The organism is Nonomuraea monospora, from assembly GCF_039531895.1.
In the GTDB taxonomy this organism is placed as follows: Bacteria; Actinomycetota; Actinomycetes; order Streptosporangiales; family Streptosporangiaceae; genus Nonomuraea; species Nonomuraea monospora.
Window position 1 is genome coordinate 398,427 of record NZ_BAAAQX010000003.1, and the last position, 25,406, is coordinate 423,832.

Sequence of the window (25,406 nt, forward strand, 5' to 3'; positions counted from 1 at the left end):
CAGAGCCCACCCGTTGCCCGTGTAGGTGGTTGGCCCTTGGGAGCCCGCCCCGATCGGGCCTCGCTCCGCTCGGGCGTCCTTCTTTCGGCGCCTATCGGCGCACCCCCGCGCCTATCGGCGCTCTCGGAAACCCATCCCTTACCCGTCATCGGGCCTCTCGTTCATGTACCCGACCCCTACACGGGCAAGTCCGTGTGCCGTGTCCGGGCGCCACATCACCCCGTCAGCAGGTCGTCGCTGGACGGGGCCGGCTTGTGTGCCGAGAACGTCAGACCATCCCCCACACCGAGCATGATGTCGACGAACCCCAGCGTCTGAAGCCGCACAAGGAATGAAGCCGGCTCCACCGGGTTGTAGACATCGCCCTCATGGAAGTGATGCAGCGCGTCGCTGGGAAGGCTGTCGGCGCCGACGAGCACACCGCCCGGCCGCAGCACACGCAGGATCTCCCCAAGCAGGCGATTCTGAAGCGCCACCGTCGGCACGTGGTGCAGCATCGTGAAGGCCGCCGCCGAGTCGAACGAGTCATCGGGGAAGTCGAGGGAGGTGCCGCTGCCCTGGCGGATCTCGACGTTGGTGCCGGCGTAGCGGTCGGCCAGCAGCGCCGCCGCCTCGGCCTCGATCTCGACGGCCACCAGGCGCTCGACCTTGGTGCGCAGCCATTCGGTCGCCGCGCCCGGCCCAGGGCCGACCTCCAGCAGTTCCCGTCCCAGCTCGACCTGGGCGATGGCCTTCGGCAGCACAGTGTCCTGAAGGTGGGCGGCCCATTCGGGGCTCGCGCATACCCGTGCGTGGTTTTCGTTCATGGACGTCACGTTAGGCAGCGGGAGTTCCGTCTGAAAGGCCGTATGCTTCCAAGCCATGTCGCCAAACGGACACGACATCGCGCTCGTCCTCATCGGGACCTTTCCCATGCCGGCACGGACGCGCTTCGCCCGGCACACTCACCAGGTGCACCAGCTCGCCTGGGCTTCCAGCGGCACGCTCACGGTCGCGGCGGACGCCAGGACGTGGGTGCTGCCGACGACTCGGGCCCTTTGGATTCCCGCTGGGGTGCCTCATGAGGTGGTCGCGGCCAGCCACAGCACGATGACCTCCCTGTATTTGTCCGCGCCGCCGCCGGGTGCCGCTCTGGGGCGCTGGGCCGAGCCGCAGCCAGTACAGGTCACCCGCCTGCTCGCCGAGCTCATCCTCTTCCTGGACAACCCCGACCTCGACGCAGATCGCCGCACTCACGGCGAAACGCTGCTCCTCGACCTGCTGGAACCGGTCCCGATGACCACGCTCGACACCCCACTGCCCACCGACCCCCGTGCAGGCGCGGTAGCGCGAGCACTTCTCCAGGAACCTGCCACGGCACTCTCGCTGGACGACTGGGGCCACCGGGTCGGCGCCTCGGGCCGCACGCTGGCCCGCCTGTTCCTGTCCGAGACCGGCATGCCGTTCGGACGGTGGCGCACGCTCGTCCGCCTCAACGCGGCCCTGCCCGCCTTGGCCGCCGGTGAGCCGCTGAGCAGGGTGTCGCGGACCGTCGGGTACGAGACGGTCAGCGCGTTCGTCGCGGCCTTCCGCCGCGAGACCGGTGTCACGCCCGGCGCGTACTTCCGGACCCGTCGGCCATCGGACGGCTGAGGGTCCTTCAAGAGTCGAAGGCGCGGGGTATGCCGGAGGAGCCGATCGTGAGCCCGTCTTTGGTGGATTGCCGTTGCAGCTCGTAGAGCCAGGGTGCCGGGCTTGGTTCGCCACCCGGTGCCGAACGCCTGGCTCAGGCATGGCTGAACCCATCCGCTGCTGGGGACGCGCTCCCGCTGGTGGACACCTCAGCCCAGACGACGTGACCGCCAAAGGGGCCGTCACTGCAACCGCACCGAACTGACACGTCCCGCACCAGCAGCAAACCCCTCCCGCTGCACTCATCCATCTGTGGGATACGACAACGCGGCACGGTGAACGCTCCTTCGTCCATCACCTCAATGCGAACCATCCCGTTGCCGATCTCTGTGAGCACGAGAGTGACGACCCCACCCGACCGTGCCGAGAAGGTGTGTTCGACGGCGTTGGTGACCAGCTCACTCGTCACGAGACGAGCAGCGTACGAATTGTCGTGCCCCGCGAGCTCCAGCGCGAGCTTGAGGACATGACGAAGGAGCGGAACCGAGCTGTCCACTCCTGGGACCATGATCTCGACGAGGAGGCGCGGCGTCGTCGCAGGGGCAGGGCTGGAGGCCATCGTTCGCTCCTCTGTCGTTGAGGTCCTGGGCATGTGCTGAGCGAAGCTGCAGCGAACCCACACCGAAGTTGCTTCAAGAAGTCATGGTGTCGTTACCTTGAGTAGCGTGTCAATGCACAGTGCATTCTCACTGTGACTTGTGCATGGGACGCGGTGTGGTGCGCCGGTCTGACAGACTTGCCTCATGGCGACCACTCACAGTCCGACCGTGAGGCTGCGACGACTCGCGCGAGAACTGCGCAAGCTGCGAGAGGGCAGTGAGCTGACCCCAGAGGCCGCCGCCGCGCAATTGGGATGGAGCAGAAGCAAGGTCAGCCGAATCGAGACCGGCAGAACGATGGCGAGCCGCGCTGATGTCGTGGCGGTCTGTGATCTGTACGGCGTGAACTCGTCGGATCGCGCCGGGTTGATTCAGCTCGCGAGCGAGATCCGGCAACGTGGTTGGTGGACCGCATATGCTGACGTGTTCACCGGTTCCTACGTTGGTCTCGAAGACGAGGCAGCGCTGATCCGGCAGTGGGAAGTGCAGTTGATCCCCGGCCTGCTGCAGACCGAGGACTACGCCAGGACCGTGATCTCCCTGCACCGTCCGGCGGGAGAAGTGCAGCGGCGTGTCATGGCGCGCATGGCTCGCCGTACGCTGCTCAGCCGTCCCAGCGCGCCACAGTTCAGCGCCATTCTGGACGAGTGCGCAATCCGTCGCCCCATTGGCGGCCGGCAGGTGATGCATGAACAGCTCGAAGCGCTTCTGATCGCGGCCAGGCGGCCGAATGTCCAGGTCAGGCTTGTTCCTTTCGGTGCAGGTGAGCATGCGGGCCTGGAAGGAGCGTTCACCATCCTCAGTTTCTCTGAGGAGATCGATCCTGATGTCGCTTACGTGGAGGGGACGGCCGGTGACATCTATGTGGAGAGCACAGAACAAGTCGATCGCTGTAAGCTCATTTACGAGCGCATCTCGGACGCCGCGTTGTCCCCGGAGGATTCTCTGGGACTGATCTCGGAAGTCAAGGACGAACTAGCCAGATGATCGATATCTCCCAGGCCGAGTTCCGCAAGAGCACGTACAGCGGTAGCGGTAACAACTGTGTGGAGGTGGCGACCAATCTGCCTGGCATGGTTCTCGTGCGAGACAGCAAGAATCCGAGCGGCCCTGTGCTCGCGTTCACAGAACCGGAGTTCGAGGCGTTCGTCGCCGGAGTGAAGAACAATGAGTTCGACGAGCTTCATCGGCCCGAATGCCCTGAGTGACGGGGGCAACGGCCGTGCGTTTCGCGGACGTCAAATCGGCAACTTCGACGACCCCGTGTCCTGATCGCACGCCGCTCCGCCGCTGGTTGAGCCGCCTGAGTCTGGCCCGGTCAGCTCAAGATATCCCCATCGCTTGCCTTTCAGGCCGCCTCGAGGGTGCGACTGCGGGCCCATGGGTCGGGATCATCACGTACGCCCACCGACCGGATTCCCGCAGTCGCTATCGGGCCTGGGGTGGCGATCGTCGAGCAGAGCCGGAGGATCGGCGACGGGGGACACGTCTACGGCATCGACTATCCATCCGCCCGTCATCTGCGTCCTAGCCACAACCTCACTCACGACAGGGAACGTCTACCGGAGCTCGGAACGGGTGATTTCGAGGGCGGTCCAGTCGTCGAAGGAAAGCCTGTAGGCAGAAGAAAGTGCTTTCAGGGTTTCAGCGCTCGGAACGGCCAGGGCCCGTTCGAAGTCATCGATGGTCGATTCGGCGATTCCCGTCAGCGCGCTTATCTCGCTTCGCGACAGCCCGGTGTTCATTCGAGCCTCGCGCAGCTTTCCGGCGAACGCCCCTTCGGGGCCGGGTGGAAGAGTGGCCGGGGCGGTAGGCTGCGGGCGTGCCGTCTTCTCCGTCTCGGAGGCGACCGGTGTGGGATTTCCGATTGTCGCGAGGAAGACGCCGAAGAGGACCCCGAGGACGACCATCATGGCCAGGCCACCCCACAGCAGGCCGGATGTGGCGGTGCCGGAGTTGCCAGAGGAGCCGGACGGGCCGGATGTGCGTCGCGAGTGTGACCTGACGTGAATGACCTTGCCGCTTCTGAGGCGTCGCAAGTGGGACCTGACGCGGACCATGCGAGAAGGTTAAGCGTCGCCTCCGACGTGAATTCCCGCGAATGCGCGTGAAGTAAGTGACTTCCATCGCCTTTGAGACATTCACCTTGCCTGCACGATATTCACGCGGATCCGCGCACACTCCTGCAGGCGGCCTCCGCCACCCCGAACAGCTCCACGACCATCGGCTCCACCGACTTCTGGATCTCGGCGGCCGTTTCGCCGGCGAGCAGCCGGCGGCGGATCTCCGCGTCCAGCACTCGATCGACCGCCGAGGCGAACGCCGCCATAAGCTCCGGCCGTAGCCCCTCGCTCAGCGGTGGCGCTTCTTCGGCCAGTGCGGTGGCGAGGAGGCTTTCGCGTTCTTGGCGCAACTCCAGCTCCCTGCCGCGCAGCGCGGGGCTGGCGTCCAGGGTGCGCTGGTAGTCGATGCTGTGCACGAGCAGCCCGGCCACGTCGTAGTCGCCGAGCAGCCGCAGGTAGCCGCGGGCCAGGGCTTGGGCGACCGTCTCGTCCGCGGCGCGGGTTCTGACGGCGGTGCCGGGCAGCGAGACGTAGCCGTCGCGTTCCTGGAAGAAGAGGTCCTCTTTTGACGGGAAGTGGTTGAAGACCGTCTGAACGGCGACGTCGGCTTCGCGGGCGATGTCGGCGATGGTGACGGCGTCGAAGCCGCGAGCGAGGAAGAGCCGCATCGCCGCTTCGCCGATGGCCTGCCGGGTCTGTTGTTTCTTGCGGTCTCGGCGGGTGGGGGGTGGCGTCGGCTGGCTCATGGGGAGAGCCTACGGGGTCTGATTTAGATGTAGTGACTACATCGATGTAGTGACTATAGTGAAGGCATGACACGACACTGGAGTCTGGCCAGGGTGCTCGTCGCTCTCATGGCGGTCGAGACGGCCCTTGGGGCGTTACTGTTCGATCTCGTCCTGCACGACACCGCCCACGAGCACATGTTCAACCCGGCCTGGTCGCCGCACGCGAAGTTCCACGACGCGCAGTACATCGTCACGTCGCTGGCGCTCGGGCTGCTCGCCCTCGCCCTGCTCGCCGGGCGGCGCGGGGATGCGCACGCGCGGCTGCTGTGGGCGGCGGGGGTCGTGGCCGTGCCGTGGGCGAGCATGTTCCCGGCGCTGCTGTTCCCCGGCACCGCCACCTTCGATCCGGAGTTCCGGAATGAGACACAGTTCGTCCTCGGTCTGCACGGTCAGATGTTCATGGCCGTGGTCACCCTGGCGGTTCTTGGTCTGGCCGCGTTCCTCGCGTCGACCCGGCGGAGGCAGGAGCGGGGGAGCGTGTGAGGGGCGGTCGGTTTGGCAGGAATGGGTGCGCGCGTGAGTGGTGGTCGGTTTCCGTGGGAGTGGGTGCGCGCGTGAGTGGTGGTCGGTTTCCGTGGGAGTGGGTGAGCGGGTGAGCGGGCGTTCGGTTTCGGTGGGGGTGGGTGAGCGGGTGAGGGGGCGTTCGGTTTCGGCAGGAGCGGGTGAGCGGGTGAGGGGCGTTCGGTGGGAGTGGGGGAGCGCGTGAGGTTGTTCGTGTTCGGCGGGAGTAGCGGCACGGGTGCCCGGCTGGTCGCGCAGGCTCTCGACGCAGGTCATCGGGTCACCGCCCTGGCCCGCAGACCCGAGTCGGTGCCGCGCCATGCCCGTCTGACGGTCGTGCGAGGCGATGTGCTCCAGCCCGGCGGGTGGGGGCACGAGCTGGCGGGGCACGATGCCGTGCTGTCCTGTCTCGGGAGTGCGGATCGGCGGCCCACGACCATCTACTCGCAGGGCATGACCGGCATCATCGCGGCCATGCGGGAGTGTGGGGTGCGCCGGTTGGCCTGCGTCACGTCGGCCAGTCTCGGGTTGTCGCCGGACGCGCCGCTGGGCCAGAGGTTGCTGATCGGACGGGTGGTGCGCCCGCTGTATCGGCACATGTACGCCGACATGGCGAAGATGGAGCGCATCGTCGCCGCGGCGCACGACCTGGAGTGGACGATCGTCCGGCCGCCCAGGCTCACCGACGGGGCGCTGACCGGGGAGTACGTGACGGCCGTCGATCAGCACCTGCCACGTACGCGTTCGCTGTCGCGCTCCGACCTGGCGCACTACCTGCTCAACCACCTGGACGATGAGCGGTCCAGGCAGGCCACGATCGAGATTTCCCGCAGGTGACGGAGGGACGGGACGTCACCGGCTCGACGGGACGTCACCGGCTCGGTGGAACGTCACCGGCTCGGTGGGACATCAACGGCTCGGCGGGACGTCACAGGCGTGACAGCAGCTCGGCCTTCTTGGCCTGGAACTCCTCCTCCGTCAACACCCCGGCATCCCGCAACTCACCCAGCTTCGCGATCAACTCCGCCACCTGAAGCCCGCGTGCGGCGATCGGCCGCCGCCTGGGAAGGGACGGGAGGGCGGCCAGGACGGCGGCGGCGAAGGGCAGCGACTTGTGGGTCGCGCCCCAACCGAGGCTGAAGATGACGGACGCCGGATCCTTGTTCGGATCGGAGGGCATGCGCCGCCCGCGCACCTTCAGCCGGAGCGAGCCGCTGGCCCCCTCGGGCGCGTGCCACTCGACCCCCTCCAGTTCGGCGATGGAGTAACGCTGATCACCGGCCGAGTACTTGGCGGAGGAGGCCCCGGACCAGAACCAGGTGAAGGTGACGTGGTCACCGTCGAAGGACGCGGCCCCGTCCCAGCCCTTGAAAACGCGCGGCACCGGGGGAGCGGCGATGAGGAAGCGGTCGGCGGGGCCGCGGTCGGTCAGGGCCGAGCGCAGCTCGTCCGCGTAGTAGTCGGCGAGCGTCTCCTTGGCGGCGGGCAACACCAGCCGGAAGGGGTCGGCGGGCGCCTTGAGCTGGCCGGCGGCGGCGGCCAGCACGGGGTCGGCGCCCTGCCTGGGCACCAGGCGCAGCACCACGGTGCGGCGCCTGCCGGGGGTGAGCGTGACGTCTGCGAGGGCCGCGTAGGGGACGACGCGTTCGCCGAGTGCGGTGACGAGTCTGGTGGCTCCGCGCTGCGCGGGCGTGATGGTGAGCGACTCCGTACCGAATGCCCAGGTGCAGTTCGAGCCCGCTAAGACATCCTCCACTACCCCAGCGTACGTGGCGGTTTGCCGTAAGAAACGCTGATGAATGACGCAATGGTGGGCGCAGGGCTGCCGTCGTTAGCGTCGGCGGGTGCTGAGAACGTTGCTCGTTTCCCTCATGCTTCTCCTCCCCACCGGCCTCGACGGCCCCGCCACCGCACAGGAGGCGGTCACCGCCGAGGCGGTGGACGCGTTCGTCACCCGTTACCAGGAGCGGACCGGGCTGCCCGGAGCCGCGGTCGCCGTCACCCACGGCGACCGCGTCGTGCGCGCCGCCGGCTACGGGCGGACCGCGACCGGTGACCCGCTCACGGCGGACACGCCGATGGCGGTCGCGTCGGTGAGCAAGTCGTTCACCGCCACCGCCGTCCTGCGGCTCGTGGAGCGCGGCGAGGTCGATCTGGACCAGCCGGTGCGCCGCTACCTGCCCGAGTTCGCCATGGCCGACGCCCGGGCGGCCGGCATCACCGTCCGCCAGTTGCTGAACCAGACCTCGGGCATGGCCGACTCCGCCTTCCACGAGAAGAGCCTGCCCCAGCCGGCGACGTTGCAAGGGGCCGTCGCCCGGCTGAGGACGGCCCGGCTCGCGTCGGCCCCGGGCGCCGCCTACAGCTACCACAACACGAACTTCCAGGTCGCGGCCCGGCTGGTCGAGGTGGTGAGCGGCGAGCCGTTCGCGGACTTCCTGCACGCCGAGGTGTTCGCGCCGCTCGGCATGCGCCACAGCACCACCATCGACACGGACCGCGACCTGCCCGGCAGTGCCCGCGGGCACCTGTACGTGCTCGGCCGCCCCATTCCGCTGCCCGAGCCGGCCGGGTTCGGCAACGGATCGGGGGGCGTTCTCAGCACCGCTCACGACATGGCCCGCTGGCTGATCGCGCAGAACACCGGTGACGGCGTCCTGTCGGCGGCCGGTGTCGAGGTCTCGCGGACGCCGTCCCCGCAGAACCCCGAGTACGCGCTCGGCTGGACGCTCGGGAAGACCCCGCGTGGAGCCGCCACGGTCGAGCACGAGGGTGATTTGTTCACCTCCACGGCGTACCAGCTCGTGATTCCCGCGTCGGGATACGGGATCGCGGTCATGGCGAACACCGGCATGGCGTTCGAGGACGCGGACACGCTCATGGCGGGGCTGGTCGCGCTGGTCGAGGGGGATTCTCCGGTGCTGCCGGGGGTCTCACCGCTCCTGGTCACCGACCTGCTGTTCCTGCTGGCGGCCCTGGTGACGGTCGTCCTGGGCGTGCGTGGCGTGGTGCGCGCCCGGCGGTGGACCGCCCGGTGGTGGGTGTTGCCGCTTTATCTGGCGCCGGTCGCGCTGTGCCTGCTGGCCGCTCCCGTGTTCCGGGTACTGGCCCGGGGCAGCGACATCGCGTGGATCCAGGTGGTCTATCTCTATCCGACGTTCATGACCGCGCTGGTGACGGCCGCGGCGGCCGGGACGGCGGTGGTGATCGCCCGCCTCGCCGCCCCGCGCTGGGCAGGGCGCCTGAGTGACGCCAGGCAGCGACGACCCGCAAACCCGCCTGAGTGACGCCAGGCAACGACAACCCGCAGGCCGCCTGAGTGACGCCAGGCGGCGACGACCCGCAGGCCGCCGGAGTGAGGCCGGGCGACGACCCGCAGGGTGATCGCCCGGCGAGCGACGCTAGACGGTGGCGTGACCGCGGACGAGCCGCCCCACCTCGGCACGCAGATGCACGAAGTCAGAATGCTCCCGCGTCGTGATCTGATCACGCGGCCCAGGCAGATCCACCTTCAGATCCCCCACCACGTGCGCGGGCGCCTTGGACAGCACGACCACCCGGTCACCGACGTAAACGCTCTCGTCGATGTCGTGCGTGATGAGCACGATCGTCATCTGGTGGTGACCGCGCACCTTGAGCACCAGGTCCTCAAGGTCCTCCCTGGTCTGCGCGTCCACGGACCCGAACGGCTCGTCCATGAGCATCAGCGTCGGCCGGTAGGCGAGCGCCCGCGCGATCGCGACGCGCTGCTGCATGCCGCCGGAGAGCTGGAACGGGTACTTGCGCCCCGCGTTGGACAGGCCCACCGACTCCAGCGCCTCGGCGGCGGCTTCGCGGCGCTGCTTCTTGTCCATGTTCTTGCGGCGCAGCGGCAGGGCCACGTTGTCGGCGACCGACATCCACGGGAACAGTGAGCGGCTGTAGTCCTGGAAGACCACGGCGAGGTTGTCCGGCGTCTGGCGGACGAGCTGCCCGTCCACTCTGACCTGCCCGCCCGTGGGCTGGATGAGGCCGGCGATGGAGCGGAGCAGCGTCGACTTACCGCAGCCGGAGGGGCCCACGATGCAGAGCAGCTCGCCCGCGGCGACGCTCAGGTTGAGTCCTTCGATGGCGTGGTGCGCGTTGGGAGTACCGCCGCCGTACACATGGGAAAGGTTGTCTATCTCGAGCAATGGAATTCCTAGGGGGCGAGACCGCGGTCAGCACGGCGACTCTTTCAGAGCCGGAATTGACTCTAGCGGAGCGGAAAATGCTGGACATGTCAGTCAGGTAAACCTATTCTTGCGCGATCTTACTCTGGCACGTTCCGGCCTGTCATGGGAGTCACAGGGTCAAACACTCCATGACTCTCTTTCGTTCAGCGCCCGCACGTCGGCGTCGGAGATGCCGCGCTGGGCGGCCTCCATGGCGGCCACCTCGGCGGCCGTGAGCACCTCGCCGATGTGCCGGAACCCGCCGGGCGCGCGCCGGCTGACCAGCGCGATCGTCTCTTCGAGCGGCAGTGAGCGGTGCGCGAGCACGAGCGCCGACGTGGGCGGGCGCCTTTCCTGTTCGTACGCCGCCAGCGCCGCCCCCGGTTCGTCGTGGGTGGCCAGGCAACGGGCCAGGTACCGGGCGTCGAGCACGGCCTGGGAGCCGCCGTTGGAGCCGACGGGGTACATGGGGTGGGCGGCGTCGCCGAGCAGGGTGACCTGGCCTTCGCCCCAGCGTGGCAGGGGGTCGCGGTCGACCATCGGGTATTCGAGTATCCGCTTGGTGGCGGCGAGCAATGCCGGGATGTCGACGAGCGGGTACTTCCACGCGGCGAAATGCGCGGAGACGTCGGCGTGGCTGCCCTCGCGGGACCAATCGGCGTCCGGGACGATGCCGGGCTCGGCCACCTTTACCTCGGCCACCCAATTGAGCAGCCGGGGATTGCGCGCCGAGATGTGATAAGTGACGAATTTCGCGGCGGAGTTCGAGCCGCCGGCCAGCACCGTGGCGCCGTCGAGCACCTGGTCGCTGTCGCCGACCCCGCGCCACATCCTGATCCCGCCCCACCGCAGCGGGTCGCCGGCCGGGTCGTGCAGCCTGGCGCGTACGGACGACTGCACGCCGTCGGCGCCGACCAGCACGTCCACCCGCTCCCGCGTGATCCGCCCGCCTTCCCGGAGGGTGACGAGCACCCCGGCGTCGTCCTGCTCGAAGTCTTCGAAGGCGACGCCGGTGCGCACCGGCCCGATCCGTTTCTCGACCGCCGCCAGCAGCATCATCTGCAGCTCGCCGCGGTGCACGCTGTACTGCGGCCACCGGAAGCCGGCCGACCGCCCGCGCGGCAGCGCCATGATGATGTTGCCGTGCCGGTCGGCGACCGACATGAAGGTGGTCTCCACGCCCAGCTCCGCCAGCTCGGGGCCGAGCCCGAGCTCGGTGAACTCGCGTACGGCGTGCGGTTGCACGTTGATGCCCACCCCGAGCGGCCGCAACGTGCGGGCCGCCTCCACCACCACACAGTCGAGGCCGGCGGCGTGCAGGCTCAGCGCCGTGCTCAGCCCCCCGATGCCCCCACCAACGATCATCGTCCTCATGGCGCCCCCAGACGCGACGACGTCCCCGTGGCAGCGACTCTAGCCGACGAGCTGCTGCGCGGCGTGGTGCCAGCCGAGCACGCGCCGCTCGACGATCAGGAACAGCTCGTTGAGCAGGTAGCCGAGGATGCCGAGCAGCACGATCCCGGCCCACATGGCGGGCAGGTCGAACGTCGCGTACGCGTCGGTGAGCTGGAAGCCGATGCCGTTGGTGGTGCCGGGCAGCAGCTCGGAGAAGACCATGACGATCAGGGAGAGCGACAGCGCCAGCCGCAGCCCGGCGAACATCTTGGGCAGCGCGGACGGCAGGATCACCCGGACGAGCCGTTCTGTGCGTGACAGCCGGAACGCCTTGCAGGTGTCCAGGTGCAGCGGCTCCACCGAGCGGGCGCCGTCGGCGGTGTTGAGCAGCACCGGCCACACGATGCTGAACACGATGAACGCGAGCTGCATCCGCAGCCCGAACCCGAACAGCACCAGGAACACGGTCACCAGCGCGGGCGGCGGGATGGCGCGCAGGAACTGCAGCACGCCGTCGAGGTAGTCGTACGCGCGCGCCGACAGCCCCACCGCCAGCCCGAGCACCACCCCGGCCAGTGCGCCCCCGGCGAACCCGAGCGCCATCCGGCCCAGGCTGGGCAGGATGTTGCCGATGGCCAGGTCGGTGAGGAACAGCGTGCCTGGCGGCCCGGAGAACCACATCGCGTGCATCCTGGTCATGATCGTGCTGGGCGGCGGGAAGAACGGGCTGGCCGCCAGCAGGGTGGCCGCCTCCCACAGCAGGACGAGCCCGGCCAGCACCAGCGCCCTGAACACGGCGGTCCGCATGCTCCGGCTCCGCAGAAGCGGGCCCCGTCCGTTCATGAGCGCTCTCCCAACTGCGCGTGGTGCCAGCGGAAGGCCCGCCGTTCGACGGCGACGAGCAGCGCGTTCACCGCGACGCCGAACAGCCCCACCCAGAACACCCCGGCCAGGATGTCGGTCATGCGCGCGGGCACGGCGATGCCGGCGAAGAAGATGAACACGCCGATGCCCTCGCCCCTCCCGGCCACGATCTCGGTGCTGACGGTCAGGATGAGCGCCACGCCGGCGGCCAGCCGGAAGCCGGTGGTGATGAACGGCGCCGACGACGGCAGCGAGACCCGCAGCAGCACCGACAGGGGGCCGAAGCCGTAGGAGCGCAGCGACTCCTTGGCCAGGGGGTCCACGCCGCGCAGGCCGTACATCGTGTTGTAGAGGATGGGCCACAGCGAGGCGTAGACCACCAGCGCGATGCGGTGCTGCAGGCCTGTGCCGATCACCAGCGCGACCAGCGGGATCAGCGCGACGGAGGGGATCGGCCGCAGGAACTCCACGACCGAGCGCATGGCGGCGTCGACGATCGGCACGCTGCCGAGCAGCAGGCCGAGCGGCACGGCGATCAGGGCCGCCACGCACAACCCGACGGCCCAGGCGAGCAGGCTGGTCAGGGCGTGTGTGCGGAAGGCCGGGTCGAGCAGCAGCGCGGCGGCGCGCCCGATGATCTCGGAGGCGGGCGGCAGGAACTCGGGGTCGGCCAGCCCTGTTCTGCTGACCAGTTCGATGAGGGCGGCGAACGCGAGAGCCCCGGCCGCCCGGCGGTACCAGCGGGACGCGGAGGACGCCGGACGGGCGCGGGGCAGGAGCTGAGTGCTCACCCGGACGTGGTGGGCGACATGAGTGACTTGACGTCGATCTCCTTCGTCAGCCACTTGGCTTCCCACATCCAGTCGGCCACCCGCTGGAGGCGGACCGGGTTGTCATTGCTGGAGAAGTAGGGGAAGGTCACGGTCGCCGCGGTGGCGGCGTCGATCTGGGTGAAGTTGGGCAGCACCTTGGCCACCACTTCGCGGTTGTTCTCCATGAGCTTGGCCGCGTTGTGGATGGCGCGCTGGAAGGCCGCCGCCGTCTTGGGGTTCTTGTCGTACCAATCCTGGGTGCTGACGTAGCCGGAGATGGGGAACTCGGCGGCGGGGCCGGAGGCGGGGTCGAGGATCTTGCGCGCGCCCATGGCGGAGGTGGCGGCGGTGACCATCGGCTCGCCCAGGTAGGCGGCGTCGATCTGGCCGCCCTTCCACGAGGGCATGATGTTCTGGAAGGTCACCTGGACGTACTTGATGGTGGCCGGATCGACGTTGTTGGCCTTGAGCACCTGGGTGAGGGCCAGCTCCTGGAAGTTGTGCAGGACGTTGACGTTGATCGTCTTGCCTTCCAGGTCCTTCGGCGTCTTGATGGGGGAGCCGGGCAGGGCCATGATGCTCAGCGAGTCGGGGGCCGCGCGAGAGCCCTCGGCCAGGATGCGCAGCTTGAGCGCCTGCTTGTCGTGCGCGGCGAACATCGACACGTAGTTGCCGAACATGGCGTCGATCTCGCCCTTGACCATCATGGGGATGGCTTCCGGTGCGGCCTGGACGACCTCGGGGGTGACGTCCAGCCCTTCCTGCTCGAACAGGCCCTGGTCGATGGCGACGTAGATGGCGGCACTGTCGATGGCGGGCAGGGTTGCGATCTTGAGCTTCGTCTTCTCCAGACCCCCGGCGGAGGCGGAGGGCGGCGCGCTGGCGGTCGTTTCGGCGCCGGTGCTGCACGCCGCGGCGCCGAGGGTCAAAGCGAACCCGATGATGGCGGCTCTGGCGGATCGGCCAAGCCTCATGTCAGGGACTCCCTTCAGATGGAGCCAGGGGGGGACCGGGTGGCTTCTGCTCCCGGGGGCTGCGTGCCTGACGCACAACAGGGATTGACCGTAGCACCAAATGGGTGGTCATTATGGCGAAGATAACACTTGTGGTTGCAATGTCCGATTGCCGCTATATCGTGAAAATTTGACGACCTGCAAGAAAGCTGGTGTTTGTCCGGTTTGGGAAAGGAGGTGACTGGCGGGGCTTCGGTTGCTGATGTGGTGATTTAAGTCGATGCATTCCGCGTGTCGGGAGGAGGCTCGCGGAGCGGTCGATCGTTGCCGCATATCCCCAGGTGGGAGGCGCTTTACCGATTCTGTCGCATTTTCTGGACATCTAGGGATAAACACCTCATCGGGGCACTTTCGGTGGTTGGCCCTGGTCGGCCCGTGTGCTCAAATGGCGCATATCTCGATGGACAAAATTGCCCGACGTGAAAACCCGCATGTCACCGAGAATTCCCTCAAGGGCGAGAGGTTGCGAAGGCAAGTGAGAACGCAGAGCGCTGAAGCTTCCGCTGACCGCGAGCCGCACGGCCATCAGAAGCGACGGCTGCCCAATCCACCGTCAAAGAGATTCGGATTGGGCAACTGGCACGTGCGGTCGCGCCTCATCGCGCTGATCGTCGTTCCGACGGCCGTCGCCGTGGGCCTGGGCGGGCTGAACGTCGTCACCTCGCTCAGTGACGCCAACACGTACCAGACCCTCCGGGAGGTCGCCGAGCTGAGCGAGCAGCTCGGAGCCGTCACGCACGAGCTGTCCTTCGAACGCGACGAGACCGCCCTGTACATCGCCCAAGGCCGGCCGCAGGACCGCGAGGGGCAGCTCGGCACCACCCACAGCCAGGTCAACAGCCTCATCGAGGAAGCCAAGCAGCGCGCGCTCGCGCTCTCCGACACCCATGCCGAGGCCGTACGCCCGGTGCTGCGCCGGCTCGAGGAGATCCCGACGCTGCGCGAGACGGCCATCGACGGCAAGATCCAGCCGCTGCCGATGATCCAGAAGTACTCGCAGATCATCGCCCGGCTGCTGCAGTTCCACGACCAGGTCGGCCAGGTGGCGGTGGACGACCAGGTGGCCGACAGCGCCAGCGCCATGGCCGCCATCTCGCGGGCCAAGGAGCAGGCCTCCAAGCAGCGCGGCATCCTGGCCAGCGCGCTGGACAACAAGAGCTTCGACAGCGGCGAGCTGGACGCGCTCACCGACGCCAAGTCGCGCGAGGAGAGCGAGGAGACGCTCTTCGGCGTCCTGGCCAACCTCGACCAGCTCGAGCTGTACCGCAACACCGTCGTGGGCCAGGACGTCGACCAGACCGACCTGTTCCGGCTGCGGGCCATGGCCCAGTCGGCCGAGGGCAAGGAGCTGAGCATCGGCGTGCGGCCCGACCAGGACGTGACCACCTGGGTCGAGGTCAGCACCGGCAAGATCGACGCGCTGCGGGTCGTGGAGAAGGAGCTGTCCTCCTCCGTCATCCTGCGCGCGCGAGCGCTGGAGGAGGCCGCCAACCGCTCGGCGCTGATCTCCGGCGGCCTCATCCTGCTGCTGCTGATCGTGGTCATCGCGATCATCTCGCTCATCGCCAGCTCGCTCATCAGGCCGCTGCGCCGGCTGCGCCGCGAGGCGCTCGACATCGCCGGGCAGCGCCTGCCGGAGACCGTGCGGCAGTTGCGCGAGAGCACCGATGGCACGGTCCCGCCCGTCGCGCCGATAGGCGTTGACACTCACGACGAGATCGGCGAGGTGGCGCGGGCCTTCGACGAGGTGCACCGCGAGGCGGTCCGGCTGGCGGGCGAGGAGTCCAGGCTGCGCAGCAACGTCAACGCGATGTTCGTGAACCTGTCGCGCCGCAGCCAGACGCTGGTGGAGCGGCAGATCACCCTGATCGACGGCCTGGAGCAGGGCGAGCAGGACGAGCAGCGGCTCGGCAACCTGTTCAAGCTGGACCATCTGGCCACCCGCATGCGCCGCAACAGCGAGAACCTGCTGGTCCTGGCCGGTCAGGACCCGCCGCGCCGCTGGAGCCAGCCGGTCAAGCTGGTGGACGTGGCCCGCGCCTCCCTGTCGGAGGTCGAGAGCTACGAGCGGGTCGTCCTCCAGGTGCCCGACGGGGTGTCGGTGGCGGGGCAGGCCGTCAACGACGTCATCCACCTGCTCGCCGAGCTGGTCGAGAACGCGCTGTCGTTCTCGCCGCGCGAGACCAGGGTGACGGTGTCCGGCAGCAGGATCGACGGCGGCGGCGTGATGCTGTCGATCACCGACTCCGGCATCGGCATGACGCAGGAGGAGCTGGTCCAGGCCAACGAGCGGCTGACCGAGGCGCCCAGCGTGGACGTGTCGGTGTCGCGGCGGATGGGCCTGTTCGTGGTCGCCAGGCTGGCGCACCGGCACGGCATCCGCGTGCAGTTGCGCCCGCACAGCTCCGGCGGGCTGACCGCGATGGTGCTGATCCCGGAGAACATGCTGGGCTCCCAGGCTCCGGCCTTCGCCGGGATGCCGTCGTTCTCGGGCAACCAGCCGCCGTCCTTCTCCGGCAACCAGCCGCCGGCGTTCCCCCCGGACCAGCCGCCGTCCTTCTCCGGCAACCAGCCGCCCGCGTTCCCCCCGGACCAGCCGTCGCCCTTCTCCAGCGATCAGCCCCCGGCCTTCGCGGGCTCCGCGGCGGGCGGCCCCGGCGGTCCTGGTGGTCCTGGTGGTCCTGGTGGTCCTGGCGGCGAGCCGTACTCCGGGCCGCATCCCGCCCCACCGGCCACCGACTGGCCGCAGCAGACGTTCCAGATGGGCCCCGGCCACCCCTCGTTCCCGTCGAACCCCGAGGCGGGCGGCAACTGGGGGAGCCCGCCCGGCTGGCAGCCGGACCCGACCGCCTGGCCGTCGGAGCCGCGCAGCGGCTTCCAGAGCGGCGACATCTGGACCCCGCCCCGCGGCCCGGCCTGGAACGGCGAGCGCAGCCTGCCCAAACGACCCGTCCCCGCACCACCGCCCGGCGGCTGGAGCCAGGACACCAACCCGCCGCAGCGACCGGGGTTCGACTACCCCGACTCCGAGTCAGGGAGCGGCACCGACCCCATGCCGGCGGCACCGCCCGCGTCCGCCGGCGACGACTACCTCCCGATCTTCGCCGCGGTGGAGTCCGCCTGGTTCGGCCGCGACACGAACGGCGCGAGCTGGGGCTCCTCGAAGGCGGACGCGGGCTGGAGCGCGGCGGAGGCAGTGGTGGAACCGGTACGCGACGGCGCGACGGCGGCCGGCCTGCCCAAACGGGTGCCCAAGGCCAACCTGGTGCCCGGCTCGGCGGACACCGCAGCCTCCCCGCAGGGCGTGACACCGATGCCGTCGGTGTCGCCCGACCGGGTGCGCAACCGGCTCTCCAGCTTCCAGCAGGGCTTCCGGGCGGCACGCGACGACATCACCGAGGGCAGGGCACTCCCGCCCACCGGCCCCAAGCAGAGTGAGAGAGAGGAGGGAGCATGAACGACCTCAGCCACGCGGCACGCGGCGTCGACTGGCTGATCACGGACTTCGTCAGCACGGTCCCAGGCGTGGCGCACGCGGTGGTCGTCTCGTCCGATGGGCTGCCGCTGGCGGCTTCCGCGGGCTTTCCTGCTGACCGGGCCGATCAGCTGGCCGCCATCGCGTCGGGCCTGGTGTCGCTGACGCAGGGTGCGGCCAGGGTGTTCGAGGGTGGTGCGGTCAATCAGACGATCGTGGAGATGCAGCGGGGCCTGATGCTGATCATGTCGATCAGTGACGGCTCGTGCCTGGCGGTGCTGGCGGCGCCGGACTGTGACATGGGTCTGGTGGCGTATCAGATGACGCTGATGGTCGATCGCGCCGGTCAGGTGCTGACTCCGGCTGTGCGTGCCGAGCTGCGCGCCAGCCAGACCAGGTGATGTACGTGACGGACCCGAGATGGAACAGCGGCGGTTGGGCCCCTCCGCCTCAGCCCCAGTCCCAGTCGCAGCTGAATCCCGACCCCGCATCGCCCGTCCGCCCGTACGCGGTGACAGGTGGACGGACGGCGCCGCGGGTCAAGCTGGCGATGGAGGCCCTCGTGTCCTCGGCGACCGCCGAGCAGCGCGAGTTCTCCCACATCACGCCGGAGTACCAGGCGATCAGTCAACTGTGCCGGCAGGTGCGGTCCGTGGCAGAGGTGTCGGCCCTGCTGCGGATCCCGCTCGGCGTGGTCCGCGTGCTGATCGCTGACATGGCCGCCGAAGGTCTGGTCCGCGTGCATCAGCCACAGCTGGACGCCGGCAGGCCGGACGTCAATCTGCTGGAAAGGGTGCTCAGTGGACTTCGCAGGCTCTAGCCCCGGCCTCACCTCGACGAAGATCGTCGTGGCAGGGGGCTTCGGGGTGGGCAAGACGACGTTCGTGGGAGCGGTGTCGGAGATCATGCCGTTGACGACGGAGGCCGTCATGACGGACGCCTCCGCCGGGATCGACGACCTCGGCATGACACCGCTGAAGTCGACCACGACCGTCGCCATGGACTTCGGCCGGGTCTCCCTGGACCGTGACCTGATCCTGTACCTGTTCGGCACGCCCGGGCAGCACCGGTTCTGGTTCATGTGGGACGACCTGGTGCGCGGCGCCATCGGCGCGGTCGTGCTGGTCGACACGCGTCGGCTGGCCGACAGTTTCCCCGCCATCGACTACTTCGAGGAGGCGCAACTCCCGTTCGTGGTGGGCATCAACGGCTGGGACGGCCAGTACCCGCACAGCGACACCGAGGTGCGCGACGCGCTGACGCTGGCGCCGCACATCCCGATGGTGCGGCTGGACGCCCGCAAGAAGGATTCGGTGAAGAACGCGCTGATCCAGCTCGTCGAGCACGCCCTGACCGTCCGCATGGCCGTCCCCGGCTGGGGCGGCTGACCTCCGCGAGCCCGTTGACGCGGGCCCGATCACATGATCACAATGGCTCCCGCCGAGCATCGCAGGAGCCCGCACCGCATGAACGTGAGGAACCCGATCACCGGGCAATCCGACAGACCGCTCGCTCCGACCCCGCCCGATCGGCTGGCCGCCGTCGCGGCCGGGCTGCGCGAGCGGGCCCCCGCCTGGCTGAGCGCCGATCGCGGGGCGGCGCTGTCCCGCTTCGGGGCCGCGCTGGCCGATGACGACGCCCTGCTCTCCGCCCTGGTGGCCGACACCGGCAGGGTGGGGGAGTCGCTGCTGGAGCGCCGGCTGGTGGCCGCGCTCATCGACCGCTGGGTACGCCAGGCGCCCGCGCTGCTCGCCCCGCCCGCCGAGCGCCCGGCCTCCCTGCCAGGGGTGTCGGTGGCGGGCGACGCGGTGCCGTACGAGCTGGTGGGGGTGATCACCCCGTGGAACCTGCCGCTCCTGCTCGGCCTCATCGACGCCGTCCCGGCGCTGGCGGCCGGCTGCACGGTGCTGGTCAAGCCGAGCGAGGTGACGCCCCGCTTCATCGAGCCGCTCATGCGGCTCGTCCCCGACGACCTGCCGTTGCGGGTCGTCGAGGGCGACGGCGGCACGGGCGCGGCGCTGGTGGACCTGGTGGACGCGGTGGTGTTCACCGGCAGCGTCGCGACGGGGCGGCAGGTGGCGCTGGCGGCGGCCCGCGCGTTCGTGCCGGCGTTCCTGGAGCTGGGCGGCAAGGACCCGGCGATCGTGCTGGCCGGAGCCGACCTCGACCGCGCCGCGGCGGCCGTCCTGTGGGGCGGGACGGCGAACGCCGGGCAGTCCTGCCAGTCCGTCGAGCGCGTCTACGTGGCCCGCGAGGTGCACGACGACTTCCTCGACCGGCTCGTGGCCGCGGCCTCGAAGGTCGGCCTGACCTGCGAGGGCGGCCCGATCGGGCCCATCATCAAGCCGGGCCAGGAGGACGTGATCGCCGCCCACCTGGCCGACGCCGTGGCCAAGGGCGCGACCGTGCACACCGGCGGGCGCATCGAGCGGCACGGCGGCGGCCACTGGTGCCGCCCCACCGTGCTGTCCGGCGTCGATCACGGCATGCTCGTCATGACGGAGGAGACGTTCGGCCCGGTGCTGCCGGTCATGGCGGTCTCCGGGCCCGACGAGGCGGTCGCGCTGGCCAACGACTCGGTCTACGGGCTGTCGGCCGCCGTCTTCGCCGTCGGCGAGGAGCAGGCCCGCGCCGTCGCGGCCCGCCTCCAGGTCGGCGCCGTGAGCGTCAACGACGCCGGGCTGACCGCGCTCGTGCACGAGGGCGAGAAGAACTCCTTCCGCCTGTCGGGCCTGGGCGGCTCGCGCATGGGCGCGGCCTCCATCAGCCGGTTCCTGCGCCGCCGGGCCTTCCTGGTCAACCGATCCGACGCCGCCGACCCGTGGTGGCACAGCACGAAGGAGTGACCGGATGGGACTGCGCGAGCAGATGCCGCTGCTGGCCAGGCACGAGGGCGAATGGGAGGGCGAGTACCGCCACGTCGGCCCCGGCGGCGAGCTGCTCGACCGGCACCGGGTGCGGATGACCTGCGAGATCCGCGGCGAGGTCTACCACCAGACCAACCGCTACACCTGGGACGACGGCCGCACCGAGGTGCACGAGTTCCCCGGCGTGTATCTCGGCGGCGGGCGGTGCGGCTTCGACACCGAGCGGCTCAAGGGCGAGTTCTGGGAGCTGGACGACAGCACCATCTACCTGACCTGGCGGTTCAAGGGGCAGGACTTGCGGCTGTTCGAGCTGATCGTGCTGAGCGAGGACGGCCGCACGCGCAGCCGGGTGTGGCAGTGGCTGCGTGACGGGGTGTGCGTGCGGCGGACGCTGATCGACGAGCGGCGGGCCGGATGACCGCGTACACCGCGCTGGCGCTGCAGGTGGAGACCCGCCCCGGCGCGGGCGTCGCGGCCGCGATCGACCGCATCGGCGCGCAGGTGGCGGGCTCGAAGGCGTGGCTAGGGCCTGAGCTGCGCCTGGTCGTGCTGCCCGAGTACGTGCTGACCGGCTTCCCGCTGCGGGAGAGCACCGCGCAGTGGCGCGACCGGGCGGCCATTGACCCCGGCGGCCCCGAGTACCGCGCGCTCGGCGCCGTCGCCGCCGGCCAGGACGTGTTCCTGTGCGTCAACGCCTACGAGCGCGACGAGCACTTCCCCGACCTGTTCTTCCAGGCCACGGTGATCCTCGCGCCGTCGGGGCGGAGCGTGCTGCGCTACCGCAGGCTGCACTCGCTGTTCTCGCCCACGCCGTACGACGTGTGGGAGCGGTACCTGGAGATCTACGGCATCGACGGGGTGCTGCCGGTGGCGCGCACCGAGATCGGCAACCTCGCCGTGGTCGCCTCCGAGGAGATCCTCATGCCGGAGCTGGCCCGCGTGCTGGCGCTGCGCGGCGCCGAGGTGCTCTGCAACCCCACGTCGGAGGCGTCGTCACCGCAGCTCACCCCCAAGGCCGTCGCCCGCCGCGCCCGCGCCGTGGAGAACCTGGCCTGCGTGGTGTCGGCCAACAGCGGCGGCCTGACCGGCATCGCGATCCCCGGCGACTCCACCAACGGCGGCTCCGAGGTGATCGACCACCAGGGGCGGGTGCTCGCCCAGGCGGGGCCGGGCGAGACGCTGGTCGCGGCGGCCGAGCTGGACCTCGCCGCGCTGCGCCGCGCCCGGCTGCGGCCCGGCATGGCCAACCTGCTCAGCCGCGTCAAGACCGGGCTGTGGGCCGACGAGTACGCCAGGCACGACGTGGAGCGGCCCGCGAAAGGCGTACCCGATCGGGCGGCGCTCCGGGCGAGGCAGGTGGAGGCCATCGCCCGGTTGTTCGGCTGATCTCGGTCAGGTGTCGCCGGTGCGGGCGCTCGTGTGCCAGCCCAGCACCGCCCGCTCCACGCCGAGGAACGCCGCGTTGAGCCCGATGCCGAGCAGCCCCAGCAGCACGATCCCGGCCCACATGGCCGGGATGTCGAACTGGCTCTGCGCCTCCAGCATCCGGTGCCCGACCCCTTCGCTGCTGCCCACCAGCTCGGAGATGACCATCATGATGAGCGCCAGCGACACGCTCAGCCGCAGCCCGGCGAAGATCTTCGGGGCTGCTGCAGGCAGGATGATCTTCGTGAGGCGCTGCCAGGAGCTCAGCCGGTAGACCGCGCCCGTCTCGATGTACTGCCGGTCCACGTGGCGGGCGCCGTCCATGCTGTTGATCAGCACCGGCCAGACGACGCCGTACACGATGGACGCCACCTGCATCGGCGTGCCGACCTTGAACAACACCAGGAACACCGGCAGCAGCGCGGCGGGCGGGACCGACCTGCCGAAGTGCACCAGCGGCTCGACCAGCCCCGCCAGCCAGGACGAGCGCCCCAGCACCACCCCGACCAGCACCCCCGCCAAGCACGCGATCGACCACCCGGCGAACAGCCTGGACAGGCTCGGCACCAGGTCCGCCACCGCCTCGTCGGTCAGGAACACCCGCGACGGCGGCCCGGAGAACCACAGCTCCCGCAGCCGCGTCACGATCTGCGACGGCGGCGGGAAGTACGTGGCCTGCACCGACCGCGTGACCAGCTCCCAGACCAGCACCGCCACGGGCAGCAGCCAGTACCACGCGACCCGCCGCACGACGCTCACGTGCCCTCCCCCGTCCGCGCGTGATGCCACCGGAACAACCGCCGCTCACCGGCCGTGAACAGCAGGTTCGCCGCCAGCCCGAGCACCCCGGCCCACACCGTGGCCGCCAGCACCCTGTCGAGCCTGTTGGCGCTGCCCGCCAGCGACTGGAACGCCCCGATCCCGCCGCCGCCAGGCGCCAGCAGCTCCACGCTCACCGCCACGATGAGCGTGACCGCCACCGCGATCCGCACCCCCGTCGCGATGAACGGCGCCGCGCTCGGCAGGCTCACCCGCAGCACCACCGCCAGCCGGCCGAAGCCGAAGCTGCGCAGCGTCTCCTTGGCGAGCGGATCGACGTCGCTCAGGCCGTACATCGTGTTGATGAGCAGCGGCCACGAGCAGGTGTAGACGACCAGCGCCGTCTTCGCGTCGTGGCCCTCCGGGAACAGGAACACCGCCAGCGGGATCAGCGCCACCGACGGGATCGGGCGCAGGAACTCCACCAGCGGGCGGGCCGAGCGCTCCATGAACGGCACCGTCCCGAACAGCAGGCCCGCCGGGACGGCCACCGCGATCGCGATCAGCAGGCCCAGCAGGCACGGGCCCAGCGTGGCCAGCACGTCCGTCCTGAACTGGGCGTCCAGGGGGAGGGTGGCGGCCGTGGCGAGCACGTGCGACACGTACGGCAGGAAGTCCGGGATCAGCCCGGTGCGGCCGGCCAGCTCGGCGGCGGCCAGAAACCCCACCACCCCGACGAGCCCCAGCACCGCGCGCCGCCGCCGCCGCCCGCCGGCCGCGCCGCGCCGCATCCGGGCGTCGAGCGCGTCCCGCCCCGATCCGGCGCCAGGCTCATCGCGCCCGAGTCCGGCGTCGAGTTCGTCGCGCTCGGGTTCAGCGCCCGGCCGGTCGCGCTCGGGTCCGGCGTCGAGTTCGTCGCGGCCGGTCCGCCGACGGATCATCCGCCGACCGACGCGAAGAGCTGCGCCACGTCCACCTTGGCCTTCAGGTAGCCGTAGCCGTGCATGAGGTCGGCCAGCTTCTGCACGCTGGCCTTGTCGGCCTCCATGGTGAACGTCCCGAGCGTCATCGCCGCCGCCGTGTCCGCAGGGATCTGCGTGTACGTCGGCACGACCTCGTCGATGGCCTTGCGATCGGCCCCGGCGATCTGCTGGGCCTTGGCCAGCGCCCGGTGGAAGGCCGCCGCCGTCTTCGGGTACTTGCTCACCCACTGCTCGGTGACGCCCCACCCGTCGATCGGCACCCCCTCGGTGACGCCGCTGGTGGTGTCGACGATCTGGGTGGCGCCGCTCTTCTTGGCCGCGCTCAGGAACGGCTCGACCAGCCAGGCCGCGTCCACCTTGCCCGTGGACAGCGCGCCGAGCTGGTCGGCGAACGACACGGGGACGAACTTGACGTCTTCCGGCCGGACGCCGGCCTCCTGAAGGTGGGCGTTGGTGACCGTCTGCCCCAAAGCCTTGAGCACGTTGACCGCGACCGTCTTGCCCTTGAGGTCGGCGACCGTCTTGACGGGGGAGCCCTTGGCCACGACGACGCCGGAGACGTTCGGCGCGCCGCCCATGGTGTGCTGGAACAGCTTCAGCTTGGCCGCGCCCGAGTCGTTGATGGTCATGAGCACCACGTAGCTCGTCATGAACGCGTCCATGCTGCCGTTAACGATCTTCGGCATGACCGCCGTGGGAGCCTGGATGATCTCGGTCTTGACCGTCAGGCCCTCCTCCTTGAAGAACCCGCGTCTCTCCGCGATGAAGAGCGAGGCAGAAGACGGCACCGGCACCACGCCGACCAGGAGCTGGGTCTTCTCCAGCCCGCCGGCGGACGTGGTGCCGGCAGTGCCGTCCTGTCCCTCTCCTCCTCCGCCTCCGCACGCGCTGAGCGCCAGCGCCACTGCCATGCCCGCGACTACGATCCTGGTCAGTTGCATCGCCACTGCCTTTCTGAGTCCGGTGATCCGGCGGAGGCTGAGGAGAGGTCAGCGGCGCCTCGCCTCGATGAGGTTGGCGCCGGAGCCGAGTTCGACGACGTCGCTGATCACCAGCCCCGCATGGCCGAGCACGGCGGCGTACTCCTCGCGGCTGCGCTCGGTGCCGCCATTGAAGATCGCCAGCATCCGCATGTCAATGTCCTTGCCGAGGTGCGGCTCCTCACTGTCGGGAAGCACCACCTCCAGGATGAGGACGCGCCCTTCGTCGTTCATCGCCTCGCGGACGTTACGCAGAATCCTGACCGCGTCGTCATCGTCCCAGTTGTGCAGGACGCTCGCCAGCAGATAGACGTCGCCGCCCGCCGGAACCCCGGCGAACATGTCGCCGGAGACGATCCGCACCCGGTCGGACAGGCCCTCGGCGGCCAGCGTCTGCCTGGCGTGCCCGATCACGTACTCCAGGTCGAACAGCACGCCCCGCATCTGCGGGTTGGCGTGCAGGACCGTGGCCAGGATGTGCCCCTTGCCGCCCGCCACGTCCACCATGGTCGCGGTGGCGGGGAAGGCGTAGCGCTTGGCCAGGCCCTCGGTGAAGGGGATGGCCCTGGCGGTCATGTAGTCGTCGAACATCCGGCTGACGTCCGGGTGCCCGGCGAGGTGGTCGTAGATGAGGCCGTAGCGCTTGATGAAGGCCGAGCTGCCTTCGCGCACGGTGGCGGGCAGCATGCCCATGGCGTACCAGAAGCTCTCCTCGCCGAGCATGCGGATCGACGAGCGGACGGAGTCGGGCACGTCCGAGCGCAGGGCCGTGCCCTTCTCCGTGAGGTCGTACGCGTCGGGCCCGGCCGCCGTGACGACGCCCATGCCGGCCAGCTCGCGCAGCACCCGGCGCAGCGAGGGGGCGTGCGCCCCGCAGCGCTGTGCCAGGTCGGCGGTGTTCAGCGGGCCGTGCGCGAGATGGTCGGCCACGTTCAGCTCCGCCATGGTCAGCAGAGCCGCGAAACGCGAGATGTCTCCTACGGCGCCCCATAAGAGGTCATCGGAATGCGGCATATGT

At 69.7% G+C, this 25,406-nt stretch carries 27 protein-coding genes; 13 read left to right on the forward strand and 14 right to left on the reverse strand.

Translation table 11 applies throughout. From position 1 onward, the window contains the following. Positions 1-215: 215 nt before the first annotated feature. A complete protein-coding gene (locus ABD331_RS08360; protein WP_344472268.1) occupies positions 216-806 on the reverse strand; it encodes a class I SAM-dependent methyltransferase in 591 nt (196 codons plus the stop codon). 55 nt (positions 807-861) lie between these two features. Between ABD331_RS08360 and ABD331_RS08365 the strand changes: the two genes are divergently transcribed. Further along, positions 862-1,632: an AraC family transcriptional regulator gene (locus ABD331_RS08365; RefSeq protein WP_344472270.1), complete on the forward strand. Its 771-nt coding sequence runs from the start codon at positions 862-864 to the stop codon at positions 1,630-1,632. A 133-nt stretch (positions 1,633-1,765) separates the two neighbouring features. On the opposite strand, the gene ABD331_RS08370 is transcribed toward ABD331_RS08365, so the two are convergent. Then, positions 1,766-2,230, reverse strand: a complete 465-nt coding sequence (locus tag ABD331_RS08370) for an ATP-binding protein (RefSeq protein ID WP_344472272.1) — start codon at positions 2,228-2,230, stop codon at positions 1,766-1,768. Positions 2,231-2,438: 208 nt separating this feature from the next. Here ABD331_RS08370 and ABD331_RS08375 point away from each other — a divergent pair, with 208 nt between their 5' ends. Both ABD331_RS08375 and ABD331_RS08380 read left to right on the forward strand, forming a co-directional pair. Further along, positions 2,439-3,257, forward strand: coding sequence for a helix-turn-helix domain-containing protein (locus ABD331_RS08375; RefSeq protein ID WP_344472274.1), 819 nt, complete (start codon positions 2,439-2,441; stop codon positions 3,255-3,257). Further along, on the forward strand, positions 3,254-3,478 hold the full coding sequence (locus ABD331_RS08380; protein WP_344472276.1) for a DUF397 domain-containing protein: 225 nt from the start codon (positions 3,254-3,256) through the stop codon (positions 3,476-3,478). Before ABD331_RS08375 ends, ABD331_RS08380 begins: the two co-directional genes overlap by 4 nt. 351 nt (positions 3,479-3,829) lie before the next feature. Here the strand turns inward: ABD331_RS08380 and ABD331_RS08385 are convergent, their stop codons facing one another. Together ABD331_RS08385 and ABD331_RS08390 are read right to left on the reverse strand one after the other, a co-directional pair. Then, complete coding sequence (locus ABD331_RS08385) at positions 3,830-4,183, reverse strand: helix-turn-helix domain-containing protein (RefSeq protein WP_344472278.1); 354 nt, start codon at positions 4,181-4,183, stop codon at positions 3,830-3,832. Between the two features lie 248 nt (positions 4,184-4,431). Further along, entirely contained in the window at positions 4,432-5,079 is a 648-nt protein-coding gene (locus tag ABD331_RS08390; protein WP_344472280.1) for a TetR/AcrR family transcriptional regulator, read from the reverse strand. Between the two features lie 66 nt (positions 5,080-5,145). Here ABD331_RS08390 and ABD331_RS08395 point away from each other — a divergent pair, with 66 nt between their 5' ends. Both ABD331_RS08395 and ABD331_RS08400 read left to right on the forward strand, forming a co-directional pair. Next, a complete protein-coding gene (locus tag ABD331_RS08395; RefSeq protein ID WP_344472282.1) occupies positions 5,146-5,604 on the forward strand; it encodes a DUF6640 family protein in 459 nt (152 codons plus the stop codon). A gap of 219 nt (positions 5,605-5,823) precedes the next feature. Next, positions 5,824-6,459 carry an NAD(P)-dependent oxidoreductase gene (locus tag ABD331_RS08400; protein ID WP_344472284.1) on the forward strand — a complete coding sequence of 212 codons (636 nt, stop codon included), beginning with the start codon at positions 5,824-5,826 and terminating at the stop codon, positions 6,457-6,459. Between the two features lie 91 nt (positions 6,460-6,550). Here the strand turns inward: ABD331_RS08400 and ABD331_RS08405 are convergent, their stop codons facing one another. Continuing rightward, complete coding sequence (locus ABD331_RS08405; RefSeq protein ID WP_344472286.1) at positions 6,551-7,378, reverse strand: DUF4429 domain-containing protein; 828 nt, start codon at positions 7,376-7,378, stop codon at positions 6,551-6,553. A 115-nt stretch (positions 7,379-7,493) separates the two neighbouring features. Between ABD331_RS08405 and ABD331_RS08410 the strand changes: the two genes are divergently transcribed. After that, complete coding sequence (locus ABD331_RS08410) at positions 7,494-8,909, forward strand: serine hydrolase domain-containing protein (RefSeq protein WP_344472288.1); 1,416 nt, start codon at positions 7,494-7,496, stop codon at positions 8,907-8,909. A gap of 114 nt (positions 8,910-9,023) precedes the next feature. On the opposite strand, the gene ABD331_RS08415 is transcribed toward ABD331_RS08410, so the two are convergent. The 5 genes from ABD331_RS08415 to ABD331_RS08435 all read right to left on the reverse strand — a co-directional run bounded on the left by ABD331_RS08415 (position 9,024) and on the right by ABD331_RS08435 (position 13,860). Next, positions 9,024-9,794 (reverse strand): ABC transporter ATP-binding protein, encoded by a 771-nt coding sequence (locus ABD331_RS08415; protein ID WP_344472290.1) that lies wholly within the window; start codon positions 9,792-9,794, stop codon positions 9,024-9,026. A 159-nt stretch (positions 9,795-9,953) separates the two neighbouring features. Beyond that, entirely contained in the window at positions 9,954-11,189 is a 1,236-nt protein-coding gene (locus ABD331_RS08420; RefSeq protein WP_344472292.1) for a flavin-dependent oxidoreductase, read from the reverse strand. 39 nt (positions 11,190-11,228) lie between these two features. Beyond that, complete coding sequence (locus tag ABD331_RS08425; protein WP_344472293.1) at positions 11,229-12,017, reverse strand: ABC transporter permease; 789 nt, start codon at positions 12,015-12,017, stop codon at positions 11,229-11,231. A gap of 32 nt (positions 12,018-12,049) precedes the next feature. After that, entirely contained in the window at positions 12,050-12,865 is an 816-nt protein-coding gene (locus ABD331_RS08430; protein WP_344472294.1) for an ABC transporter permease, read from the reverse strand. Continuing rightward, the gene (locus tag ABD331_RS08435) at positions 12,862-13,860 is read right to left on the reverse strand and encodes an ABC transporter substrate-binding protein (protein ID WP_148435113.1); all 999 of its coding nucleotides are present in this window, start codon (positions 13,858-13,860) and stop codon (positions 12,862-12,864) included. Before ABD331_RS08435 ends, ABD331_RS08430 begins: the two co-directional genes overlap by 4 nt. A gap of 607 nt (positions 13,861-14,467) precedes the next feature. On the opposite strand from ABD331_RS08435, the gene ABD331_RS08440 reads away from it, so the two are divergent. The 7 genes from ABD331_RS08440 (at position 14,468) to ABD331_RS08470 (ending at position 21,627) form a co-directional block, all read left to right on the forward strand. Continuing rightward, on the forward strand, positions 14,468-17,356 hold the full coding sequence (locus ABD331_RS08440; RefSeq protein ID WP_344472297.1) for a sensor histidine kinase: 2,889 nt from the start codon (positions 14,468-14,470) through the stop codon (positions 17,354-17,356). After that, positions 17,353-17,775, forward strand: a complete 423-nt coding sequence (locus ABD331_RS08445; RefSeq protein ID WP_080042345.1) for a roadblock/LC7 domain-containing protein — start codon at positions 17,353-17,355, stop codon at positions 17,773-17,775. Before ABD331_RS08440 ends, ABD331_RS08445 begins: the two co-directional genes overlap by 4 nt. Further along, the gene (locus ABD331_RS08450) at positions 17,775-18,194 is read left to right on the forward strand and encodes a DUF742 domain-containing protein (RefSeq protein ID WP_372513467.1); all 420 of its coding nucleotides are present in this window, start codon (positions 17,775-17,777) and stop codon (positions 18,192-18,194) included. Before ABD331_RS08445 ends, ABD331_RS08450 begins: the two co-directional genes overlap by 1 nt. After that, positions 18,175-18,762 carry a GTP-binding protein gene (locus ABD331_RS08455; RefSeq protein ID WP_080042356.1) on the forward strand — a complete coding sequence of 196 codons (588 nt, stop codon included), beginning with the start codon at positions 18,175-18,177 and terminating at the stop codon, positions 18,760-18,762. Before ABD331_RS08450 ends, ABD331_RS08455 begins: the two co-directional genes overlap by 20 nt. 78 nt (positions 18,763-18,840) lie before the next feature. Beyond that, the gene (locus tag ABD331_RS08460; RefSeq protein WP_344472300.1) at positions 18,841-20,220 is read left to right on the forward strand and encodes an aldehyde dehydrogenase family protein; all 1,380 of its coding nucleotides are present in this window, start codon (positions 18,841-18,843) and stop codon (positions 20,218-20,220) included. A 4-nt stretch (positions 20,221-20,224) separates the two neighbouring features. Beyond that, positions 20,225-20,659, forward strand: coding sequence for a DUF3598 family protein (locus ABD331_RS08465; protein ID WP_344472302.1), 435 nt, complete (start codon positions 20,225-20,227; stop codon positions 20,657-20,659). After that, positions 20,656-21,627: a nitrilase-related carbon-nitrogen hydrolase gene (locus ABD331_RS08470; RefSeq protein ID WP_344472304.1), complete on the forward strand. Its 972-nt coding sequence runs from the start codon at positions 20,656-20,658 to the stop codon at positions 21,625-21,627. Before ABD331_RS08465 ends, ABD331_RS08470 begins: the two co-directional genes overlap by 4 nt. 6 nt (positions 21,628-21,633) lie before the next feature. On the opposite strand, the gene ABD331_RS08475 is transcribed toward ABD331_RS08470, so the two are convergent. Genes ABD331_RS08475 through ABD331_RS08490 form a run of 4 tightly spaced genes read right to left on the reverse strand, consistent with a single transcriptional unit; the run spans position 21,634 to position 25,402 of the window. Then, entirely contained in the window at positions 21,634-22,425 is a 792-nt protein-coding gene (locus ABD331_RS08475; protein ID WP_344472306.1) for an ABC transporter permease, read from the reverse strand. Then, the gene (locus tag ABD331_RS08480) at positions 22,422-23,366 is read right to left on the reverse strand and encodes an ABC transporter permease (protein WP_344472308.1); all 945 of its coding nucleotides are present in this window, start codon (positions 23,364-23,366) and stop codon (positions 22,422-22,424) included. The genes ABD331_RS08475 and ABD331_RS08480 overlap by 4 nt, the downstream gene beginning before the upstream one ends. After that, positions 23,363-24,349 (reverse strand): ABC transporter substrate-binding protein, encoded by a 987-nt coding sequence (locus tag ABD331_RS08485; RefSeq protein ID WP_344472310.1) that lies wholly within the window; start codon positions 24,347-24,349, stop codon positions 23,363-23,365. The genes ABD331_RS08480 and ABD331_RS08485 overlap by 4 nt, the downstream gene beginning before the upstream one ends. 48 nt (positions 24,350-24,397) lie before the next feature. Then, on the reverse strand, positions 24,398-25,402 hold the full coding sequence (locus ABD331_RS08490) for a methyltransferase (RefSeq protein WP_344472312.1): 1,005 nt from the start codon (positions 25,400-25,402) through the stop codon (positions 24,398-24,400). Positions 25,403-25,406 lie beyond the last annotated feature (4 nt).

Bases quoted from the DNA above. Each gene is read 5' to 3' on its own strand.
- ABD331_RS08360 (WP_344472268.1), bottom strand. From the start codon at position 806: ATGAACGAAAACCACGCACGGGTATGCGCGAGCCCCGAATGGGCCGCC.
- ABD331_RS08365 (WP_344472270.1), top strand. From the start codon at position 862: ATGTCGCCAAACGGACACGACATCGCGCTCGTCCTCATCGGGACCTTT.
- ABD331_RS08370 (WP_344472272.1), bottom strand. From the start codon at position 2,230: ATGGCCTCCAGCCCTGCCCCTGCGACGACGCCGCGCCTCCTCGTCGAG.
- ABD331_RS08380 (WP_344472276.1), top strand. From the start codon at position 3,254: ATGATCGATATCTCCCAGGCCGAGTTCCGCAAGAGCACGTACAGCGGT.
- ABD331_RS08385 (WP_344472278.1), bottom strand. From the start codon at position 4,183: ATGATGGTCGTCCTCGGGGTCCTCTTCGGCGTCTTCCTCGCGACAATC.
- ABD331_RS08390 (WP_344472280.1), bottom strand. From the start codon at position 5,079: ATGAGCCAGCCGACGCCACCCCCCACCCGCCGAGACCGCAAGAAACAA.
- ABD331_RS08395 (WP_344472282.1), top strand. From the start codon at position 5,146: ATGACACGACACTGGAGTCTGGCCAGGGTGCTCGTCGCTCTCATGGCG.
- ABD331_RS08410 (WP_344472288.1), top strand. From the start codon at position 7,494: ATGCTTCTCCTCCCCACCGGCCTCGACGGCCCCGCCACCGCACAGGAG.
- ABD331_RS08420 (WP_344472292.1), bottom strand. From the start codon at position 11,189: ATGAGGACGATGATCGTTGGTGGGGGCATCGGGGGGCTGAGCACGGCG.
- ABD331_RS08425 (WP_344472293.1), bottom strand. From the start codon at position 12,017: ATGCGGACCGCCGTGTTCAGGGCGCTGGTGCTGGCCGGGCTCGTCCTG.
- ABD331_RS08435 (WP_148435113.1), bottom strand. From the start codon at position 13,860: ATGAGGCTTGGCCGATCCGCCAGAGCCGCCATCATCGGGTTCGCTTTG.
- ABD331_RS08445 (WP_080042345.1), top strand. From the start codon at position 17,353: ATGAACGACCTCAGCCACGCGGCACGCGGCGTCGACTGGCTGATCACG.
- ABD331_RS08450 (WP_372513467.1), top strand. From the start codon at position 17,775: ATGTACGTGACGGACCCGAGATGGAACAGCGGCGGTTGGGCCCCTCCG.
- ABD331_RS08460 (WP_344472300.1), top strand. From the start codon at position 18,841: ATGAACGTGAGGAACCCGATCACCGGGCAATCCGACAGACCGCTCGCT.
- ABD331_RS08465 (WP_344472302.1), top strand. From the start codon at position 20,225: ATGGGACTGCGCGAGCAGATGCCGCTGCTGGCCAGGCACGAGGGCGAA.
- ABD331_RS08470 (WP_344472304.1), top strand. From the start codon at position 20,656: ATGACCGCGTACACCGCGCTGGCGCTGCAGGTGGAGACCCGCCCCGGC.
- ABD331_RS08480 (WP_344472308.1), bottom strand. From the start codon at position 23,366: ATGATCCGTCGGCGGACCGGCCGCGACGAACTCGACGCCGGACCCGAG.
- ABD331_RS08485 (WP_344472310.1), bottom strand. From the start codon at position 24,349: ATGCAACTGACCAGGATCGTAGTCGCGGGCATGGCAGTGGCGCTGGCG.
- ABD331_RS08490 (WP_344472312.1), bottom strand. From the start codon at position 25,402: ATGCCGCATTCCGATGACCTCTTATGGGGCGCCGTAGGAGACATCTCG.